17 protein-coding genes and 1 tRNA gene are annotated in these 19,768 nt (G+C 65.1%); 11 read left to right on the top strand and 7 right to left on the bottom strand.

The window, feature by feature from the left end; all coding sequences use genetic code 11:
• Window positions 1-2: 2 nt before the first annotated feature.
• From rapZ to F0Q04_RS21215, 3 genes are read right to left on the bottom strand one after another with little or no spacing between them, the layout of a single operon-like run.
• Window positions 3-896 carry an RNase adapter RapZ gene (gene rapZ / locus F0Q04_RS21225; protein WP_182343421.1) on the bottom strand — a complete coding sequence of 298 codons (894 nt, stop codon included), beginning with the start codon at window positions 894-896 and terminating at the stop codon, window positions 3-5.
• Window positions 886-2,544 carry a DNA repair protein RecN gene (gene recN, locus F0Q04_RS21220; protein WP_116927032.1) on the bottom strand — a complete coding sequence of 553 codons (1,659 nt, stop codon included), beginning with the start codon at window positions 2,542-2,544 and terminating at the stop codon, window positions 886-888. The genes rapZ and recN overlap by 11 nt, the downstream gene beginning before the upstream one ends.
• Entirely contained in the window at window positions 2,541-3,443 is a 903-nt protein-coding gene (locus F0Q04_RS21215) for an NAD kinase (protein WP_116927031.1), read from the bottom strand. Before F0Q04_RS21215 ends, recN begins: the two co-directional genes overlap by 4 nt.
• Window positions 3,444-3,743: 300 nt before the next feature.
• On the opposite strand from F0Q04_RS21215, the gene hrcA reads away from it, so the two are divergent.
• The 3 genes from hrcA (at window position 3,744) to F0Q04_RS21200 (ending at window position 5,588) form a co-directional block, all read left to right on the top strand.
• Entirely contained in the window at window positions 3,744-4,745 is a 1,002-nt protein-coding gene (gene hrcA, locus F0Q04_RS21210) for a heat-inducible transcriptional repressor HrcA (RefSeq protein ID WP_116927030.1), read from the top strand.
• 52 nt (window positions 4,746-4,797) lie between these two features.
• Window positions 4,798-4,874: transfer RNA gene (locus F0Q04_RS21205), tRNA-Ile, on the top strand.
• A gap of 231 nt (window positions 4,875-5,105) precedes the next feature.
• Window positions 5,106-5,588 (top strand): GreA/GreB family elongation factor, encoded by a 483-nt coding sequence (locus F0Q04_RS21200; protein WP_182345836.1) that lies wholly within the window; start codon window positions 5,106-5,108, stop codon window positions 5,586-5,588.
• On the opposite strand, the gene F0Q04_RS21195 is transcribed toward F0Q04_RS21200, so the two are convergent.
• A complete protein-coding gene (locus F0Q04_RS21195) occupies window positions 5,585-6,382 on the bottom strand; it encodes a hypothetical protein (RefSeq protein WP_182343419.1) in 798 nt (265 codons plus the stop codon). The genes F0Q04_RS21200 and F0Q04_RS21195 overlap by 4 nt on opposite strands.
• 652 nt (window positions 6,383-7,034) lie before the next feature.
• On the opposite strand from F0Q04_RS21195, the gene F0Q04_RS21190 reads away from it, so the two are divergent.
• Window positions 7,035-8,078, top strand: coding sequence for an NAD(P)-dependent alcohol dehydrogenase (locus F0Q04_RS21190; RefSeq protein WP_182343417.1), 1,044 nt, complete (start codon window positions 7,035-7,037; stop codon window positions 8,076-8,078).
• A gap of 138 nt (window positions 8,079-8,216) precedes the next feature.
• The gene (gene ygiD, locus F0Q04_RS21185) at window positions 8,217-9,104 is read left to right on the top strand and encodes a 4,5-DOPA dioxygenase extradiol (RefSeq protein ID WP_182343415.1); all 888 of its coding nucleotides are present in this window, start codon (window positions 8,217-8,219) and stop codon (window positions 9,102-9,104) included.
• Here the strand turns inward: ygiD and F0Q04_RS21180 are convergent, their stop codons facing one another.
• Window positions 9,105-10,595 (bottom strand): PLP-dependent aminotransferase family protein, encoded by a 1,491-nt coding sequence (locus tag F0Q04_RS21180; RefSeq protein ID WP_182343413.1) that lies wholly within the window; start codon window positions 10,593-10,595, stop codon window positions 9,105-9,107.
• A 125-nt stretch (window positions 10,596-10,720) separates the two neighbouring features.
• On the opposite strand from F0Q04_RS21180, the gene F0Q04_RS21175 reads away from it, so the two are divergent.
• Entirely contained in the window at window positions 10,721-11,614 is an 894-nt protein-coding gene (locus F0Q04_RS21175; protein WP_182343411.1) for a dihydrodipicolinate synthase family protein, read from the top strand.
• A gap of 13 nt (window positions 11,615-11,627) precedes the next feature.
• On the opposite strand, the gene F0Q04_RS21170 is transcribed toward F0Q04_RS21175, so the two are convergent.
• Entirely contained in the window at window positions 11,628-12,596 is a 969-nt protein-coding gene (locus F0Q04_RS21170; protein ID WP_232539428.1) for a LysR family transcriptional regulator, read from the bottom strand.
• A 272-nt stretch (window positions 12,597-12,868) separates the two neighbouring features.
• Here F0Q04_RS21170 and F0Q04_RS21165 point away from each other — a divergent pair, with 272 nt between their 5' ends.
• The 4 genes from F0Q04_RS21165 to aldA are packed head-to-tail and all read left to right on the top strand — an operon-like array spanning window position 12,869 to window position 17,683.
• Window positions 12,869-14,167 carry an MFS transporter gene (locus tag F0Q04_RS21165; RefSeq protein WP_182343407.1) on the top strand — a complete coding sequence of 433 codons (1,299 nt, stop codon included), beginning with the start codon at window positions 12,869-12,871 and terminating at the stop codon, window positions 14,165-14,167.
• A 24-nt stretch (window positions 14,168-14,191) separates the two neighbouring features.
• Complete coding sequence (gene rhmD / locus F0Q04_RS21160; RefSeq protein ID WP_182343405.1) at window positions 14,192-15,379, top strand: L-rhamnonate dehydratase; 1,188 nt, start codon at window positions 14,192-14,194, stop codon at window positions 15,377-15,379.
• A gap of 59 nt (window positions 15,380-15,438) precedes the next feature.
• Window positions 15,439-16,239: an HpcH/HpaI aldolase family protein gene (locus F0Q04_RS21155; RefSeq protein ID WP_116927021.1), complete on the top strand. Its 801-nt coding sequence runs from the start codon at window positions 15,439-15,441 to the stop codon at window positions 16,237-16,239.
• A 10-nt stretch (window positions 16,240-16,249) separates the two neighbouring features.
• Entirely contained in the window at window positions 16,250-17,683 is a 1,434-nt protein-coding gene (gene aldA / locus F0Q04_RS21150) for an aldehyde dehydrogenase (protein ID WP_116927020.1), read from the top strand.
• A gap of 111 nt (window positions 17,684-17,794) precedes the next feature.
• Here aldA and F0Q04_RS21145 read toward each other — a convergent pair whose 3' ends face one another.
• On the bottom strand, window positions 17,795-18,382 hold the full coding sequence (locus F0Q04_RS21145; RefSeq protein ID WP_182343403.1) for a TetR/AcrR family transcriptional regulator: 588 nt from the start codon (window positions 18,380-18,382) through the stop codon (window positions 17,795-17,797).
• An 88-nt stretch (window positions 18,383-18,470) separates the two neighbouring features.
• Between F0Q04_RS21145 and F0Q04_RS21140 the strand changes: the two genes are divergently transcribed.
• The gene (locus tag F0Q04_RS21140) at window positions 18,471-19,754 is read left to right on the top strand and encodes an MFS transporter (protein WP_182343401.1); all 1,284 of its coding nucleotides are present in this window, start codon (window positions 18,471-18,473) and stop codon (window positions 19,752-19,754) included.
• Window positions 19,755-19,768 lie beyond the last annotated feature (14 nt).

Raw genomic sequence — 19,768 nt, 5'->3', positions numbered from 1 at the left:
CATCAGCTTTTTTTGGCGCTCAGCTCGCGGTGGCGCTGCAAGGTGGTCCAGCGGCCTTGAAAGTGCTGGGCCAGTGCATTGACCAGGTAGACCGAGCGGTGCTGGCCGCCGGTGCAGCCCACCGACACCGTGGCATAGCTGCGGTGATTCTTCACCAGCTCGGGCAACCAGTTGTCCAGAAAACGGATGATGTCGTTTTGCATCTGCAGCACTTTGGGCTGCTGCGCCAGGAAGTGGGCGATCGGTGCTTCCAGCCCGGTGTGCGGGCGCAACTCGGGCTCGTAGTAGGGGTTGGGCAGCATGCGCACATCGAACATGTAGTCGCTGTCGATGGGGATGCCGTGCTTGAAGCCAAAGGACTGGAACAGCAGGGTCAGGCTCGATTGCGGCGCCTGGATCCACTCCTTGATAGAGGCCTGCAGCTGGGAGCCGCGCAGGTTGCTGGTGTCGATCACATGGGCCTGCTCGCGCAGGTCGGCCAGCAGCGCGCGTTCTTCATCAATCATCTGCGCCAGCGCGCGGGGGCCTTGCTGCAGTTTTTCGTTGGTCAGCGGGTGGCGCCTGCGGGTTTCCGAAAAACGGCGCATCAGCGTGTCGCGCTGCGCATCCATGTAGATAAGTCGCACCTGGGCCCCGGCGTCGCGCAGCCGCTCGAGCTGCTCGGGCACCAGGTACAGGCCCTTGGCGCTGCGTGCATCCATCGCAATGGCCACGCGGCTGCCGTGCTGCCAGTGCTCCAGTGATACGAGTGCCTGCAGCAGTTCAGGCGGAAAGTTATCCACACAGTAGTAGCCCACGTCTTCGAGCGCATGCAGCGCCACGGATTTGCCCGAGCCGGCCATGCCGGTGATGACCACCACTTCCAGTGGCTGCGGGGCGGATGTCTTATCGGTCATTCATTCCTCCGGCAATCATCTCTTGGGCGTGGGCGCGGCTCGTGGCCGAGAGGTTTTCGCCGCCCAGCATGCGGGCAATTTCATTGACCCGCTCGTCATCGGCCACGGTACAGATATGGCTCGTGGTGCCGCTTTTGCTGCGCTGCTTGGCCACCAGCAGGTGGTGGTCGCCACGTGCGGCCACCTGGGCCAGGTGGGTGACGGCCAGCACCTGGCGGTCCCGCCCCAGTGCCCGCATCACGCGGCCCACCGCATCGGCCACCGCGCCACCAATGCCCGAGTCGATCTCGTCAAAGATCAGGGTGGGCGCCTGGCCGAGCTGGCTGGTCGATATTGCAATGGCCAGCGAGATGCGCGAGAGCTCGCCGCCCGAGGCCACCTTGGCGATTGGCTTGGGGTCGGTGCCCGGGTGGCCAGCGACCAGCAGTTCCACATCGTCGATACCATCGCTGCGCGGCTCACGTGCGGGGCTGACCTGCGCGACAAAACGGCCGCCGGCCATGCCCAGGTCCTGCATCGCTGCGGTGATCGCTTTGGACAAGCGTTTGGCCGCCTGCTGGCGCGCCTGGCTGAGCGTCGTGGCGACCTTTTGGTAGGCCTCCTGCGCCTGCTGGGCGTTCTTGGCCAGCTGCACCATATCGGAGGAGGCTTCGAGCGCCAGCAGCTCGGCATGCCAGCCCTGCAGCAGTGCGGGTAGGTCTTCGGGCGCACGCTTGTAGCGACGTGCCAGCGATATCCAGCTGCCCAGGCGCTGGTCCAGCTGCTCGAGCTTGTCCGGGTCCAGCTCGGCATGGCGCAGGTAGCCGTTGAGCGAGCGCACCACATCCTCGAGCTGGGCCAGGCACGATTCCAGCGACTCGGCCATCGCGGAGAAACCGGGCTCCACATGGGCCTGGGCCTGCAGCGCATGCAGGCTGCGGTTGACATGGGTGAGCGCGCCGCCGTCTTCGCCTTCCAGGCTGGCAATCGCGTTGTTGGCCGCATCCATCAAGGCCTGGGCATTGGACAGGCGCCCATGCTGGGTGTTGAGCTCTTCCCATTCCTGCGGTCCGGGCGCGAGCTTGTCGATTTCGGCGATCTGCCAGAGCAGGCGTTCGCGCTCGCGCTGGTGGGTTTCTTCCATGCTGCGCGCTTGCTGCAAGGCCTTGTCGGCACTGCGCCAGAGCGCATAGGCGCGCTGCGTGGGAGTGCTGTCGGTACCGGCGTAGGCGTCCAGCAGCTGGCGCACCGACTCGGGCTGGGTCAGCCCCTGCCAGGCATGCTGGCCATGGATATCGACCAAGTCGCCCGCAATGCTGCGCAGCTGCGTGGCGGTGGCGGGCACGCCATTGATCCAGAACTTGCTCTTGCCCTGCGCGTCGATCACGCGGCGCAGCAGCAGCGTTTCTTCGCCGGGCATGTCGTTGTCGGCCAGAAAGCCTTCGAGCGTGGCGGGCGTATCGAACTCGGCCATCAGCTCGGCGCGGCTGGCGCCCTGGCGCACAAAACCGGTGTCGGCACGGTGTCCCAGCACCAGCTGCAAAGCATCGATCAGGATCGATTTGCCGGCACCCGTCTCGCCGGTCAGTGCCGTGAAGCCGGGCTGGAAATCCACCTCCAGCTGCTCGACGATGACGAAATCACGCAAGCCAATGCGTCTGAGGCTCATGGCGTAATGCCCCCTTCGTTCCAGCCCAGCTTTTTGCGCAGAGTGGCGTAGTAGTTCCAGCCCCGGGGGTGCAGAAAGCGCGCCTTGTGCGGCGCGCTGCGCACCAAAATCTTGTCACCACGCAGGATGGAGGCGAGCGACTGCATGTCGAAATTGGCGGCCACATCGCGCCCGCCAATCACCTCGATCGAAATTTCCTGCGAGTCAGGAATCACACTGGGCCGGTTGGACAGCATATGCGGCGCAATCGGCGCCATCACCCAGCAGGGCACCGTCGGGTGCACGATGGGCCCGCCGACCGACAACGCATAGGCCGTCGAGCCCGTCGGCGTTGCAATGATCAAACCGTCTGCGCGCTGGTTGGCCACCAGCTGGCCATCGACCTCGACCCGCAGCTCGACCATGCCCGAGGTGCCGCCCCGGTTGACCACCACATCGTTGAAGGCCAGCGCCTCGAAGACGCATTGGCCTTCGCGCATCACGCGGGCATGGATCATCGAGCGCACTTCTTCTTCGTACTCGCCGGCCAGAATCGCCGAGAGCGGTCCCATGAAGGTCTGCAGCGGGACATCGGTCACAAAGCCCAGTCGCCCCTGGTTGATGCCGACCAGGGGCGTGTTGTACTGCGCCAGCTCGCGTCCCACGCCCAGCATGGTGCCGTCACCGCCCAGCACAATGACCAGGTCGCAGCGCTCACCGATCTCCTGCATGCTGAGCGTCGGGTAGTGTTCCATGCCGGTGAAGGCGGCGGTTTCCTTCTCCAGGAATGCAGTGCCGCCCTGGGCCTCGATATAGCAGGCGATCTGGCTGAAAGCCGCATAGGACTGCTGGCGCACCTCGGCAGTGGGCGGCGCATGGTGTTTGCCGATCAGGGCAATGTGTTGGAAGCGAGACTGCATACGCAAATTACATCACCAAAGTGGCGTAATCTTTTTGAATTTCTTGAGCAGCCCCAGTTGGCGGCTGCCGCCTGCCCTGCAAAGGCGGGCTGCGCCGGTGGCCGGGACTGGGCCTGGAGCTGGCCGGGCGCCTGCAGGCAGGCACGCGGGGTAGCTACGGCTTCATTGTTGCATGGGCGCCATAAGTCGGGTACGTGGTAGCCATCTCTGGCGTCCGGCTGCTGGCTGGAATCCTCTGGGTATCCCTGGTTCTGGCCCGAACGCGGCTGCTGGCGCCAAGGACACGGATAAAATGCGCCCATGCTCGATGACCGCGCCCGGCTGCTGCTCAAAACCTTGGTGGAACGCTATATAGCGGATGGCCACCCAGTGGGCTCGCGCGCGCTCACGCAGGCGCCCGGGCTGGACTTTTCGCCGGCCACCATCCGCAATGTGATGGCCGACCTCGAAGGCCTGGGCCTGATCGCCAGCCCCTATACGTCCGCCGGCCGCATCCCCACGGCCAAGGGCTACCGCCTGTTTGTCGACACCATGCTGACCGTAGACCCGGACCAGGTGGTGTCGGCCGAGATTGCACCCGAGCAGCCGCAAAAGGTCATCACCAGCGCTGCTGGCGTGCTCTCGGAGCTGTCGCAGTACGTGGGCGTGGTGCAGGCGCCGCGCAAAAGCTCGTCGTTCCGCCATATCGAGTTTTTGCGCCTGTCGGAAAAGCGCATCCTGCTGATCCTGGTCTCGCCCGAAGGCGATGTGCAGAACCGGGTGATCTTCACTGAGTCGGACTACTCGCAAAGCCAGCTGATTGAGACGGCCAACTACCTCAACGCCCATTACGCCGGTTTGGCGATGGAGCAGGTGCGCCAGCTGCTGCGCAAGGAAGTGGACAGCCTGCGCGACGAGATCGCCGCACTGATGCTGGCGGCCGTGAATGTGGATGAAGGCGCCCAAGAAGCGCCGCATGAACTGGTGATTGCTGGCGAGCGCAACCTGCTGGCCGTCAGCGATTTCAGCAACGACATGACCAACCTGCGCCGGGCCTTTGACCTGTTCGAGCAAAAGACCCAGATCCTGCACCTGCTGGAGAACTCCAACCGCGCAGAAGGTGTGCAAATCTACATCGGTGGCGAGAGCCAGCTGCTGTCCGTCGAGGAGCTGTCGGTCGTCAGCACGCCGTACCAGGTCAACGGCAAGGTGGTCGGCACCCTGGGCGTCATCGGCCCCAAACGCATGCCCTACGAGAAGATGATCCAGATCGTTGGAATCACCTCCAAGCTCGTATCCAACGCACTGAGCCATCCGAAATAGACGCTAGAATGCACAGCTTCACTCGCCAGGGCTTCTGGCAGGTGGTGGTACCGGGGCGTTAGCTCAGTTGGTTAGAGCAGAGGACTCATAATCCTTTGGTCGCGGGTTCAAGTCCCTCACGCCCTACCAGATTCATTGGCTGCACAGCTATCATTTTTGATGCTGTGTGGCTTTTTTATTGTCGGTGGTGCGCGCGGCGTTTGGTGTATTGCCGAATGTACCCATGACAAGAAGGTCATTCTGGGCAGCAGCAGCTGCACCCTCTGTCCAGCGGCTCCACACAGCCCCTGAGTCTGGCAATGACCAACCCATGCCGGTTCATAATCATCCCCCCAACTTGTTCAAGAGGCCTCTTTCATGGTGGATAAATCCTTGCTGCAGCAGCTGGTGCTGGAGCGGCTGGCCGATGACCTGCAGCAGGTCGAGCAGGCGGTGAGTGCGGCGCATGAAGCGGCGACCCACGAGGAAAATATTGCCGAGAACAAGTACGACACCTTGGGCCTGGAGGCGGCCTACCTGGCGACGGGCCAGGCGCGGCGCGCTGAGGCCATCCACCAGGCGCTGGTCCATTGGCGGCTTTTTTGCCCGCAGCCCTATAGCGCCGGCAGGGGCATACAGCTGGGCGCGCTGGTTTGCCTGCTGGATGCGGACGAGAGACAGCAGCAGATCTTTCTTGGCCCTGAAGGGGGCAACATGAAGCTGGTCATCGGCGCTGAATCCATCCAGGTGATCAGCAGCCAAGCGCCGTTGGGCCAGGCGCTGCTGGGCAAGGCTGAGGGAGATGAGGTGACGCTGGAGGTGGCGCAGGCCAGGCAGAAGTTGGAGGTGCTATGGGTTCGTTAAGCTGGCTGAACCCTGCGCCGCGTTTGCACCAGCACCATGGCCACCGCCACCAAGCTGGACAGCAGCACCGCTGCCCAGGCGCCCAGTGCGGGCACAGGTTCGGGCGTGCCGGGGTTGGCGGTCGGGGCTGCGGTCACCGCAAAGCTTTGCTGCTCTTGAGGGGCTGCGAAATAGGCGCCATTGCCTGCCTGGTTGGCATTGACCACGCAGGTGCCCACGCTGAGAAAGCTTACCGTGTTGCCCGTGACCGAACAAATCGCAGCCGCTGAGGGATCGATGGAGAAAACAACCGGCTCGCCCGATTCACCGCCGGTGGCTGCAATATCGTAGCTGCCTCCCACAGGGGCAGGACTGGGCGGGGTGGAGTTGAAGGTGATGGACTGGGGCGTGGCGCCATCCGAGGAGCCGTTCAGGGTGATGGACTGGGTGCCAAGATTGTCGACTTCAAAGCGGAAGGCATCTGTGACAGGGCCCGCAGCAGCCGGCGCAGTGAACGTAAAGCTGATCGTACAAGGCGTGAATTGCGGATAGGGGCCTGCAGCGCAGCTGCTGTCCACGACCGTGAAGGCGGAGTTTGCAGGCGGCGTGACGCTGCTGACATTCAGTACGAATGGCGTGGGTCCCTGGTACTCCACCGTGACGCTCTGCGCTGCCGATACGCTGCCTGCCGCCGTGTTGCTGAAGTTGATGCTGCCTGGCGTGAACAGCAGGCCCTGTGCCTGCGCGGCCTGCAAGCCCAGCGCGGCAGCCACAGCGATCAGTGACTTAGCAATCCATGAAATGAATATTCTCATACCAACTCCAGATGATTGGAGTGGATGTTAGCACTTGCATACTTTTTATGTCATCGGGTATAGCCGGATGGCGTCAGCAGCACCGGGCGACAGGAAAGCGCTGTACAAGGAGGCGCTTGACAGCGCATCCGCTGAGCAATAAACGAGACCGGGGAGAGGATCGCCATGCCGCGAGGGCATATGCCTGCTTCCGGAGCACTGACCTGGCAAGGTCCATTGGAAGGACTTGGGCGGAGCGCGCAGCAAAGACGGCGAGAGCGCTTCAACGTGAAAAAAATGCCTGGCTACATGGAGAACCGCTGGCTAGCAAAAACGACCACTGGAGTGAAAACCCAGTAGGTCGCCCCACGATGAAACAAGGAACGGCGGCAATCGCTGAACCTTGGTGTTGATCATATTCGCAAATGAGAATTATTCTCATAAAACCATTTTAAGAAAAGGGCGATCAGCTTTTGGCGGCAGAACCAGCGGTTTGCAAGCCGTTGCCCGGCCCCAGCAGATCTGCCATACAAGGGGCGTAAGATGAACGCGCCTTCATGCGGGCATGACTGCCTATGCCTTTGCATGGCGGCAGCACCCCGTGCATCTGCCAGCTGGCGTGGCCTTGCCCGCGCCATGCGCTGACCTCCACGAACGGAATAGGACCTTCACCATGACCGTCAAAGCCTATGGCGCCCACGCGGGTGACCAACCCCTGCAAGCCCTGAACATCGAGCGCCGCACGCCGGGCGCCAAGGACGTGCAGATCCGCATTGCCTATTGCGGCGTCTGCCACTCGGACATCCACCAGGTGCGCTCCGAATGGGCGGGCACGCTCTACCCCTGTGTGCCCGGGCATGAGATTGTCGGCGAGGTCGCGGCAGTCGGCTCCGATGTGAGCGATTTCAAGCCCGGGGATCTGGTAGGCGTGGGCTGCATCGTCGACAGTTGCCAGCACTGTGTGGACTGCGGCATGGGGCTGGAGAACTACTGCAACCACATGGTCGGCACCTACAACGGGCCTACCGCCGATGCGCCGGGCCATACCCTGGGCGGCTATTCGCAAAGCATTGTGGTGCACCAGCGCTATGTGCTGCGGGTCAGCCATCCACCGGAACAGCTGGCCGCTGTGGCGCCGCTGCTGTGCGCCGGCATCACCACCTATTCGCCTCTGCGCCACTGGCGCGTGGGGCCCGGCCACAAGGTGGGCGTGGTGGGCATTGGCGGGCTGGGCCATATGGGCATCAAGCTGGCGCATGCGATGGGCGCGCATGTGGTGGCGTTCACCACGTCCGAATCCAAGCGCGATGCGGCCAAGGCGTTGGGCGCTGCCGAGGTGGTGGTCTCACGCCATGCCGATGAGATGGCCGCGCATGCGCAAAGCCTGGACTTCATCCTGAACACCGTTGCGGCCCCGCATGAGCTCGATCCCTTCTTCAACCTGCTCAAGCGCGATGGCACGATGACCCTGGTGGGCGCGCCCTCCACCCCGCATCCCTCGCCCGGTGTGTTTGGCCTGATCATGAAGCGGCGCAGCCTCGCCGGTTCGCTGATCGGCGGTATCCCCGAGACGCAGGAGATGCTCGATTTCTGCGCCGAGCACGGCATTGTGGCGGACATCGAGCTGATCCAGGCCGAGCAGATCAACGAGGCCTATGAGCGCATGCTGCGCGGCGATGTGGCCTACCGTTTTGTGATCGACAACGCCAGCATCTGATGTGTTGACCGCCTGATGCTCCAAAGCCAATGCAGTGCATGCCCTGGGCAAGCACTGCATTTTTCTTTGGGGGCTGCGGCGGAACTTGTGCCCCTCTGCCGCCTCAGACTGCGGCCCTTTGTTTTTGCTCCACGCCCCATGTTGTCACGTCGCTCCCTGGTCCTGTCCGGCAGTCTGTCTGCGGTGATGGCCGCTCTTTTGCCGATGGGCCAAGCCCTGGCCCGCAGCCCGCAGCCGCCGCGCAAAATGCCGGTGCTGTTCATCGGCCATGGCAGCCCGATGAATGCCATCAGCGCCAACCCCTTTACCCAGCACCTGCAACGCTGGGGTGCCAGCCTGCCCCGGCCCAGCGCCATCCTGGTGGTGTCGGCCCATTGGCTCACGCGCGGCAGCACCGGCGTGACGGTCAACGACAAGCCCGCCACCATCCACGATTTCTCAGGCTTTCCGGCCGAGCTGCATGCAATGCAGTACCCGGCCGCTGGCCACCCAGCGCTCGCGGCCAAGGCGTCCGCGCTGGTGCGCAGCGGCCAGGCGCAGCTGACGGACCAGTGGGGGCTGGACCACGGCACCTGGACCGTCTTGCACCACCTCTACCCCCAGGCCGATGTGCCGGTGTTCCAGGTCTCGATCGACTACAACCAGTCTGCCCCCTACCACTATGCCGTGGGCAAGGAGCTGGCAGCCTTGCGCGAGCAGGGCGTGCTGCTCATCGGCAGCGGCAATATCGTGCACAACCTGCGCGCAACGGTGCGCGGCGCGCCCGAAGGGCTGATGGCCGCCCGCGACTGGGCCCAGCAGTTTGACGAAGCGGCCAAGCAGGCCTTGTTGGCAGGCAACCGGGAAGCGCTGGTGGCCTACCAGCAGCTGCATGCATCCGCCCGGATGGCCGTACCCACGCCGGACCACTACTGGCCCTTGCTGTATGCGCTGGGCGCCGCCCATGGCAGTGGCCCGGCGCGCCAGGTGTTCGAGGGCTTTCAGTCGGGCACCATCAGCATGCGCTGCCTGCAGTGGGATGCCTGATCAGCGCAGGCTTTGCAGCGCCTCGGCCAGGCGCTGCACGCCCCGCGCAATCTCGGGCAGATCCAGCAGCGCATAGCCCATCACCACACCGGCTACGGCGTGCGTTGCCTGCGCGCTGCTGGGCTGCAGGTACAGCGGGCTGATCGGGTAGACGCGCACGCCGCGCTGCGCTGCCGCCTGCACCAGCTGCGCCTCGCAGCTGGCGGGCAGCGCGGGAAACCACACGGCCAGGTGCAGGCCGCTGGCCGCGCCCTGGATGCGCACTTGCGTGCCCAGATGCCGCTCCAGCGCCTGCAGCAAGGCCTGCTGGCGCGCATGCTGTTTGCGCCGCATGCGCCGCACATGGCGGGCATAGCTGCCTTCGTCGATCAACTGGGCCAGCGCGCGCTGGGGGCCGGTGGCGGTATGGCGGTCGGTCAGCAGCTTGGCCTGGGCAAACAGGCTGGCCAGCGCCGGGGGCAGCACCATATAGCCCAGGCGCAGCTGGGGCGATAAGGTCTTGGAGAAGGTGCCCACATGGATCACGCAGTCCGCACTGTCCAGCGACAGGAGGCTGGGCTCGGGCCGCACGCCGTAGCGGTAGTCGCTGTCGTAGTCGTCCTCGATCAGCCAGCAACGCTGCGCACGCGCCCAATCGAGCAGGGCATGGCGGCGGGCAATCGGCAAAAAGCCGCCCAGCGGAAACTGGTGGCCAGGCGTGGCATAGGCCAGCTTGGCAGGCGCCTGTGCGGTCAGCGCGGCGAGCTGCGCAGTCTGCAGGCCATCGTCATCCACATCGGCGCAGACCAGCTGCGCGCCATAGGCCGCAAACACCTGGTGCGCCATGCGGTAGCCGGGGTTCTCGACCACCACGCGGTCGCCGGGGTTGAGCAGCAGGCGGGCACAGAGATCGAGCGCGTGCTGCGAGCCGTTGACGACCAGGATCTGCTCCGTGCTGCAGCGTATGTCCCGGGTCTGATGCAGGTGTTTTTGCAGCGCCTGGCGCAGCTCGGGCGCGCCCAGCGGGGTCGCGTATTCGAGCCGCTGGCTGCGCTGGCCCTCGGCCCGGCGCAAGGCCTTGAGCCATTGCAGGGTCGGGAAATCGCTGCCTGCCAGCGGCCCGTAGACAAAGTCGATCACTCCGGCCGGATCGGGCGCGGACGGGCGCAGGGGCATGGCCTGCAGGCGCTGGGCAAAGGCGGACAGGCGATCGCTGTCGGGCATCTGGCGATGGAGCCCGGTAGCGTCGGCAGCCCGGCCCTGAGTGCGGATGCGGTCAGCAGCGCCCGCCGCCACGCGCGTCGCGGCCCCGCGCCGGGTGTCGACAAAGCCGTCCGAGGCCAGTTGCTCATAGACCAGGCTCACGGTACCTCGTGACAGGCCCCGCTCAGCGGCCAGCACCCGCGTCGAGGGCAGGGGGGTGCCGGCCGCGTAGCTGCCATCACCGATGCGCGCGCGGAGGTCGCGGTACAGGCTGCGGCTGCCGGGACGGGTGGACGAGGGTGCTGGCATGGCGGGCAACTGGACCAGTGATTTTGTTGAAAACTGGCTATTTTTAACCAGAAGCGGCCGCCGCACAATCCGGGCTTGGCCGCAACCCAGCTCGGGCGCGGCATCTGTTTTGACTGGGAAAAAGAATGTTCAAAGGTTTGAGTGCGTTTCCGCTGACCCCGATGGATGAGAGCGGCATCGATATGCCGGCATTTGCGCAACTGGTGCAGCGCCTGGTGGCAGCCGGTGTCGATTCCATCGGCGCGCTGGGCTCCTCCGGCAGCTATGCCTATCTCTCGCGTGCCGAGCGGGCCCAGGTGGCGGCGCTGGCGGTGGAGCAGGCCCAGGGCGTGCCGGTGGTCGTGGGCATTGGCGCACTGCGCACGCGCGATGTGCTGGCCTTGGCCGACGACGCACAAAAGGCCGGTGCCAGTGGCCTGCTGCTGGCCCCGGTCTCCTACCAAAAGCTGTCTGACGACGAGGTCTATGGTCTCTACCAGGCCGTCTCGCGTGCGGTGTCGGTGCCCATTGTTGTGTACGACAACCCCGGCGCCACGCGCTTTGAGTTCAGCGATGCGCTGCATGGCCGCATTGCGCAGCTGCCCCATATCGGCTCGATCAAGATCCCCGGCGTGCCGGCCGATGCGGCCGAGGCCAAGGCGCGTGTGCAGCGCCTGCGCGCTGTCGTGCCCGCCCATGTCAGCATTGGCGTCAGTGGCGATGCCTTGGGTGCCAAGGGCCTGGTGGCCGGTTGCGATGCCTGGTACTCGGTCATCGGTGGCCTTTGGCCTCAGACCACCTTGGCGATCACGCGCGCTGCGCTGGCTGGCGATACGGCGCAGGCGCTGGAGCTGTCCCACCGCCTGGCGCCGCTGTGGTCCTGGTTCCAGCAAAAGGGCGGCAGCCTGCGCTCGGTTGCCACCGCAGCCGAGCTGATGGGCCTGGCCCGCTCACCCTGCCTGCCGCTGCCGTTGCACACCTTGCAGGGGGCGGATCGCGCGGCATTCGCAGCGCTGTTGCAAACGCTGGATCTGGCCTGAACTCCAGCAGCGTTCAAGCCGCCAGGCGCCTGGCCTGCGCGCGCAGCAGATCCATAAAGTTCTGCTGCTCCTGCGAGGCCTCCTGGTCCTTGCGCGTCAGCATGCCAAACGGGGCCATCGGTATATCGATCTGCACTGGCAAGGTCTTGACCAGGCCCATGCGCAGATAGTCCTTCAAGGCCGAGTCCGACAGCAGCATCACCGCGTCCGTCAGCTGCACCAACTGCTGCATCGAGTAGACGGAGCTGCACTCGGTGACATCGGCCGGCACCGGCAGCTCCAGGCTGTGCAGCAGCTGGTCCAGCGCGATGCGTGCCGGAGTGCTGGCCGGCTGCAAGATCCAGGGCCAGTCGCGCACCAGCTCCTCCCAGCTCAGCTTGCGGCGCCGCGCCAGCACATGGCCGCTGCGCACCACCACCAGCAAGCGCTCGTTGCCCAGCGCCTCAAAGTCATAGGCCTCGCTGTCGCCGGCAATGCGGCGGCGGGCAATGGCCAGGTCAATGCGGCGCTGGTCCAGCAGGCGCAGCACCTGGTCGCTGGTATCGCCCATGATGCGCAGGCGCAGCTGCGGGCTCTGCGCTTTCATTTGGGCCACGGCCGTCATCACCAGGTCGGGCGCTGCCCCCATGATGGTGCCGATCGCCAGGTAGCCATAGCCGCCTTGGCGGCGCACCGCCAGGTCTTCGGCGCAGCGGTCCAGGCTGTTGAGCGAGGCCTCGGCAAAGCGCACCAGCTGCAGGCCCAGCGCGGTAGGGCGCATGCCGCGCGGCAGGCGCTCAAATAGCTGGCAGCCAAACATGTCTTCGATCTCGCGCAGCATGCGCGTGGCAGCGGGCTGCGACATCGCCAGGCTGATCGATGCGCGGTGCAGATTGAGGCTCGATCCCAGCGCCACCAGCATGTGCAGGTGCTTGTAGCGCAGGCGGTTGAGCAGGCTGCGCTGCAGCGGTGGCGCGGCCGTTAAAGCAGGTTTTACAGACATAAATAAAAAGTATCGGATATGACTGAAATTTGATTTGTTAGGCATCAATCATGCGCGTACATTCAGCTCCACACAAGAACGAATGACCTTTCAGGAGACAAACATGAACGCCTTCGCGCACACTTTTTTCAGACCCCCCGCCTCACGACGGCGCTAGCGCAAGCCGCGCCCCATCGGCGCTGGCTTGCCAGCGCCGCCTTCTCCTTTCTCGCTCCCGCAGCGCCCGCCATTTGGCCGGCGTTCAGGCCGCGCATTGTCTTTAAGGATTTGTCGTGAAAAAACTCCCCGCTCCCTTGCTCGCCAAGATTTCCTGGCGCCTGCTGCCCTTCTTGCTGCTGATGTACATCATGGCCTTTCTGGACCGGGCCAATGTGGGCTTTGCCAAGGTGGCCTTCCAGGCCGATACCGGCATCAGCGACGCCGCCTTCGCGTTTGGCGCTGGCGTGTTCTTTGTTGGTTATGCCCTCTTGGAAGTGCCCAGCAATCTGATCATGCACCGCATCGGCGCGCGCATCTGGATGTGCCGCATCATGGTCACCTGGGGCCTGGTGTCGGCCGCGATGATGTTTGCCCATAACGAGACCACCTTCTATGTGCTGCGCTTCCTGCTGGGCGTGGCCGAGGCGGGCTTCTTCCCCGGCGTCATCCTGTACCTCACCTACTGGTTCCCGGCCGCGCACCGGGCGCAGGCCATGGGCTTTTTCTACTTCGGCGCGCCGCTGGCCTTTATCTTTGGCAGCCCCTTGTCGGGCCTGCTGCTGGAGCTCGATGGCATGGGTGGCTGGCATGGCTGGCAATGGCTGTTTGCGGTCGAAGGCCTGATGGCCGTGGCCGTCGGTATCTGGTCGTATTTCTACCTCACCAACCGCCCGGCCGATGCCCAGTGGCTGACGGCCGACGAGCGCCGCCAGGTGCAGGACATCATCGACAGCGAAGAGCGCGCCAAGGGCGCTCACCAGCACAGCCTGCTCGCTGCCATGTGCCAGCCGCGCGTGCTGTACCTGGCCCTCGTGTATCTGCTGATCCAGGCCAGCGTCTACGGCGTGGTGTTCTACCTGCCCAGCCAGGTGGCAGGCCTCTTGGGCACCAAGGTGGGTCTGCAAGTCGGCCTGGTCTCGGCCATCCCCTGGCTCTGCGCACTGTTGGCCGCCTGGTGGGTGCCCGGCTTTGCCCAGCGCAGCCAAAAGCCCCGCAGTGTGGCCAGCATGACCTTGCTCGTCGCCGCCATCGGCATGGCCGCATCGGTGAGTTTTTCCAGCCCGCTGCTGGGTGTTGCCGCGCTGTGCTTTGCGGCGGCCGGCTTTATCGCGGTGCAGCCGGTGTTCTGGACCTTTCCAGCCAACACGCTGGCAGGTGCTGCCGCAGCGGGCGGCATTGCGCTGATCAATTCGCTGGGTGCGGTTGGCGGCTTTGTCGCCCCCATCGTCAAGAACTGGGCCGAAGGCCATTTCCACTCACCCGCCGCAGGCCTGTACCTGCTGGCAGGCACAACGGTACTGGCAGCGTTGCTGGTGCTGGGCATCCGGGCCCGCATGGCGCCCGCTGCGCTGCAGCCCCGGGCCGCTGCCTAAATTGCATAAGGAGCAAACACCACCATGAGCCAGATCCCCACCATCAAGCAAGTGCGCGCCTATACCCTCAAAGGGGGCGGTGCCGACTACCACGACCAGGCCGATGGCCACTGGATCGACGACCACATCGCCACGCCAATGGCCAAGTACCCCGAGTACCGCCAGAGCCGCCGCAGCTTTGGCATCAATGTGCTGGGCACCCTGGTGGTCGAGATCGAGGACAGCGCAGGCAATGTCGGCTTTGCCGTCACCACCGGCGGCGAGCCCGCAGCCTATATCGTCGAGAAGCACCTGGCACGCTTTCTGGAAGGCGCCAAGGTCACCGACATCGAGCGCATCTGGGACCAGATGTACTGGTCCACCTTGTACTACGGCCGCAAGGGCATTGTCATCAACACCATCTCCGGCGTGGACCTGGCGCTGTGGGATTTGCTGGGCAAGGTGCGCGGCGAGCCGGTGCACCAGCTGCTGGGCGGCGCGGTGCGCGATGAGCTGCAGTTCTACGCCACCGGCGCGCGCCCCGATCTGGCGCAGAAGATGGGCTTTATCGGCGGCAAGATGCCCCTGCACTATGGCCCGGCCGAAGGCGAGGAAGGCCTGCGCCGCAACCTGGAGGAGCTGGCCACGATGCGCGAGCGCGTGGGCCCCGATTTCTGGCTGATGCTGGACTGCTGGATGAGCCTGGACCTGAACTACGCCACCCGCCTGGCCCAGGGTGCCCAGGCCCACGGCCTGAAATGGATTGAAGAGGCACTGCCGCCCGATGACTACTGGGGCTATGCGGCCCTCAAGAAGAACGTGCCCACCGGCATGCTGGTGACCACCGGCGAGCATGAGGCCACACGCTGGGGCTTTCGCCAGCTGCTGGAGATGGGTTGCTGCGACATCATCCAGCCCGATGTCGGCTGGTGCGGCGGAATCACCGAGCTCTTGAAGATCTCGGCACTGGCCGATGCCCACCAGGCGCTGGTGATTCCGCATGGCTCCAGCGTCTACAGCTACCACTTTGTGGCCACGCGCCACAACAGCCCCTTTGCCGAGTTTTTGATGATGGCGCCCAAGGCCGACGAGGTTGTGCCGATGTTCCACCCGCAGCTGCTGGGCGAGCCGGTGCCTGTGCAAGGCCGCATGCGCCTGTCGGCACTGGACAAGCCCGGCTTTGGTGTGGAGCTGAACCCGGCTTGCGAACTGCACCGTCCCTACACGCATTGATTACCCATTGATCACACACCGGTGGGCCAACGCTGATTGCCCACCCAGGAGACCTATCCATGGATTTGCCATTGAACCCTTTCAAGGCCGCGCTGCGCCGCAGCGAGCCGCTCTACGGTATCTGGGCCGGTTTTGCCACGCCCTATGCGGCCGAGATCATCGCCACCACCGGCTACGATTGGATGCTGGTGGATGGCGAGCATGCGCCCAACACCGTGCCGACGCTGCTGGCGCAGCTGCAGGCGGTGGCACCCTATGCCACGCACCCGGTGGTGCGGGCGGTGCATGGCGATGCGGTGCTGATCAAGCAGCTGCTGGACGCTGGCGTGCAGACCCTGATGGTGCCGATGGTCGAGACGGCTGAGCAGGCCCGCGCGCTGGTGCAGGCGATGCGCTACCCGCCGCATGGTATCCGGGGTGTGGGTGGGGGCCTGACCCGCGCCACGCGCTGGGATGCGGTGCCCGACTACATCCGCACTGCGCATGAGCAGCTCTGCCTCATCGTGCAGATCGAGTCGCGCCTGGGCGTGGAGAATGCGGCGGAGATTGCGGCCGTCGATGGCGTCGATGCCGTCTTCATCGGCCCGGCAGACCTGTCCACCGGCATGGGCCATGCGGGCGATGCCAGCCAGCCCGAGGTGCAGGACTGCATACGCCGCACCATCGAGACCACCCTGGCCCATGGCAAGGCCTGCGGCATTCTGGCGCCGCGCGAAGAAGATGCGCGCCGCTACACCGACTGGGGCTGCCGCTTTGTGGCCGTCGCCATCGATATCAGCCTGATGCGCCAGGCCGCCGTGGCCAACCTGGCACGCTACCGCGCGCCCACCCAGCCCGCCATTGTCTCTACCACCTACTGAGGACGACCCCATGCCAACCACCCCTGTTTTGCGCAATTACATTGCCGGTGCGTTCAGCGACAGCGCCGAGCTGCACGAGGTGCGCAACCCCGCCACGGGCGCGCTGCTGGCGCAGTCGCCGCTGTCAGCCCAAGCCGATGTGGACCGCGCCATTGCAGCGGCACGCGGCGCGCAAAAAGCCTGGGCGCGCCGCCCGGCGATCGAGCGCGCGCAGTTCCTGCGCCGCATTGCCGCCCGCCTGCGCGAGAACGTGGCGCGCATTGCGCGCACCATCACCGAGGAGCAGGGCAAGGTGCTGGGCCTGGCCGAGGTGGAGGTGAACTTCACCGCCGACTACCTGGACTACATGGCCGAATGGGCGCGCCGCATTGAGGGCGAAGTCATCAGCAGCGACCGGGTCAACGAGCAGATCTTTCTGCTGCGCAAGCCGATGGGCGTGGTGGCGGGCATCCTGCCCTGGAACTTCCCCTTCTTCCTGATCGCGCGCAAGATGGCGCCGGCGCTGCTGACCGGCAACACCATCGTCATCAAGCCCAGTGAAGAGACCCCCATCAACTGCCATGCCTTTACCGAGCTGCTGGCCCAGTGCGAGCTGCCCGCTGGCGTGTTCAACGTGGTCTATGGCCAGGGCGGCACCGGTGGTGCGCTGTCGGCCCATGCGGGCGTGGACATGATCAGCTTTACCGGCAGCGTGGGCACCGGCGAGCGCATTGCTGCCGCCGCTGCGCCCCATATCACCAAGCTCAACCTGGAGCTGGGTGGCAAGGCCCCTGCCATTGTGCTGGCCGATGCCGACCTGGACCTGGCCGTCAAGGCCATCCGCGATTCGCGCATCATCAACACTGGCCAGGTCTGCAACTGTGCCGAGCGCGTCTATGTGCAGCGCCAGGTGGCCGATGAATTTACCGCACGCATTGCCCAGGCGATGGCCGCGACCCGCTATGGCGACCCGATTGCGCAGACCGATGTGGAGATGGGACCGCTGATCAACCAGAAGGGTCTGGACAGCGTCGATGCGAAGGTGCGCCGTGCGCTGGCCGATGGTGCGCAGCTGGTCACTGGCGGGCAGGTCGCCGATCTGGGTGCCGGCTTTCACTACCAGCCCACGGTGCTGGCGGGCTGCCGCGCCGACATGGAGATCATGCGCAAGGAAATCTTTGGCCCGGTGCTGCCGATCCAAGTGGTTGAGGACCTGGACGAGGCGATTGCGCTGGCCAACGACTGCGAATATGGCCTCACGTCCTCGCTCTACACCCGCGACCTGTCCAAAGCCATGCAGGCGATGCGCGAGATCGACTTTGGCGAGACCTACATCAACCGCGAGAACTTTGAGGCGATGCAAGGCTTCCATGCCGGCGTGCGCAAGTCGGGCGTGGGCGGCGCCGATGGCAAGCATGGCCTCTACGAGTACACCCATAGCCATGTGGTGTACCTGCAGTCCTGATGGGGCTCTGCCGCTGAGGTGATGCAGCCTCCGCGATCCGCCTTAAAAGAAGGCCGCCAACCCAGGTGACCCGGGTTGGCGGCCTTTTGTTGTTGGCGTTGCGGCGATCGATCAGCGCTTGGCGCTCAGCCCTTCGACCACCGCGCGCACCTGCTGCAGTACCTCATCGGCCAGCGCTTGATCGGCCTTGACAACGCCGCGCGAGATGGCCATCGCGCCCACCAGTGCGGCGACCAGCGTGCTGGCCAGCGCCTGGCGTTGCTGCGGGTCACTGCCGGCCGGCAAGGCGGCCTCGATGCCGGCGCGCAGCTCGGTAAAGCCATCGCGAAAGCTGCGGCTCACCGCCTCGCTCTGGCGCCCGGCATCGCAGGCGGTGGAGACCAGCGGGCAGCCCCGGGTCATGTCATCGCGCACTTTGGGGTTCAGGTAGCTGTCCAGGTAGGTGGCCATCGCGTGGTCGCTCCGCTCGCTGGCCTGCTTGACCCGGCCAAAGCCTTGCCCAAAACCATGCGCCAGCGCTTGGGCTGCCAGGTCCTGCTTGTCGCTGAAATGCTTGTACAGGGCGCCCTGCGTCAGGCCCGCCTGTTGGCATATATCGGCCACGCCGGTGCCGTCGATGCCGCGTTCCTTGAACAGGGCAGCGGCGGCATCGAGCAGTGCCTGGCGGTTCTGTTGCGCTTGTTCCTTGGTGACTTTCATCGCAAATACCCTGCTTGAAGCTGTGCTTGACAGTTTTTGATTGTGATCGCTATCATTGTAACTCCTCCGTCGATAACCTCCAAATAACATGCTCGCTTCCCGACTCGCCGTGCTGCTCCAGCGCCATGGCGTCCATTACGCCTGGGTGATTGCCGCCATCACCTTTTTGGCCATGCTGGTCACCTCGGCGGCGTTGGGCCTACCGGGGGTGCTGATGCAGCCGCTGGCCGTCGAGTTTGGCTGGAGCGTGCGTGACCTGTCCTCGGTGTTTGCGACCCGCTTTGCACTGTATGGCCTGCTCGGGCCCTTTGCCGCGGTCATTTTGCTGCGCTATGGCGTATCGCGCGTGGTGGCGCTGGCCGCAGCGGTGATTGCCGGCGCCTTGCTGCTGGGCCTCATCATGCGCAACCTGGGCCAGGCCTTTGTGCTGTGGGGCATTGTGCTGGGCATGGGCACGGGCCTGACGGCCATGGTGCTGGGCGCGACGGTGGCCAACCGCTGGTTTGTGCAGCGCAAGGGCCTGGTCATGGGTTTGCTGGCGGGCAGCAGTGCCACCGGCCAGCTGCTGTTCTTGCCCGCCGCCGCCTGGCTGATTGCGCAGTACGGCTGGCGCTGGGCGCTGCTGCCAGTCGTCGCGGCATCGGCCGTGGTGCTGGTGCTGGTGCTGCTGTTCATGCGCGACAGCCCGGCGCAAATGCAGCTGAGCGCCTATGGCGCAGACCCCGCTGCCGCGCCCGTGGCCCCCGCGCCCCGCGCCAGCTGGAGCCTGCCGTTCAGCACCTTGGTTGCAGCTTCCAAAGTGCCGGCGTTCTGGATACTGGCGGGCACTTTCTTCATCTGCGGGCTCAGCACCAATGGGCTGATCCAGACCCACTTTGTCTCGCTCTGCGGTGACTATGGCCTGGGTCCGGTGCCAGCCGCCTCGGTGCTGGCGATGATGGGCATTTTTGACCTGGTGGGCACGACCTTGTCGGGCTATCTGTCGGACCGCTATGACAGCCGCAAGCTGCTGTTCTGGTACTACGGGCTGCGCGGGCTGTCGCTGTTCTGGCTGCCGTACTCCGAGTTCACGATCGCCGGCCTGTCGCTGTTTGCGGTGTTCTATGGCCTGGACTGGATTGCGACGGTACCGCCCACCGTCAAGCTGGTGGCCAGCGAGTTTGGCCCCGAGCGCGCAGCCCTGGTGTTTGGCTGGGTGTTTGCCGCCCACCAGCTGGGCGCGGCCGTTGCTGCCTATGGCGCGGGCCTGGCACGCTCGGTGCTGTCGTCGTACTCGCCCGCGTTGTTTGTCGCAGGCGCCGCTTGCCTGGTGGCGGCAGCGGCGGTGTTGTGGGTGCGCAAGCCGGTGGTGGCCATGCGCGCCGTGGGCTGACCGGTCCAGCGCCG

Source organism: Comamonas koreensis (genome assembly GCF_014076495.1).
Classification (GTDB): Bacteria; Pseudomonadota; Gammaproteobacteria; order Burkholderiales; family Burkholderiaceae_C; genus Comamonas; species Comamonas squillarum.
Note: the sequence above shows the minus strand (reverse complement) of the source record. Positions and strands in the feature narration are given on the sequence as shown.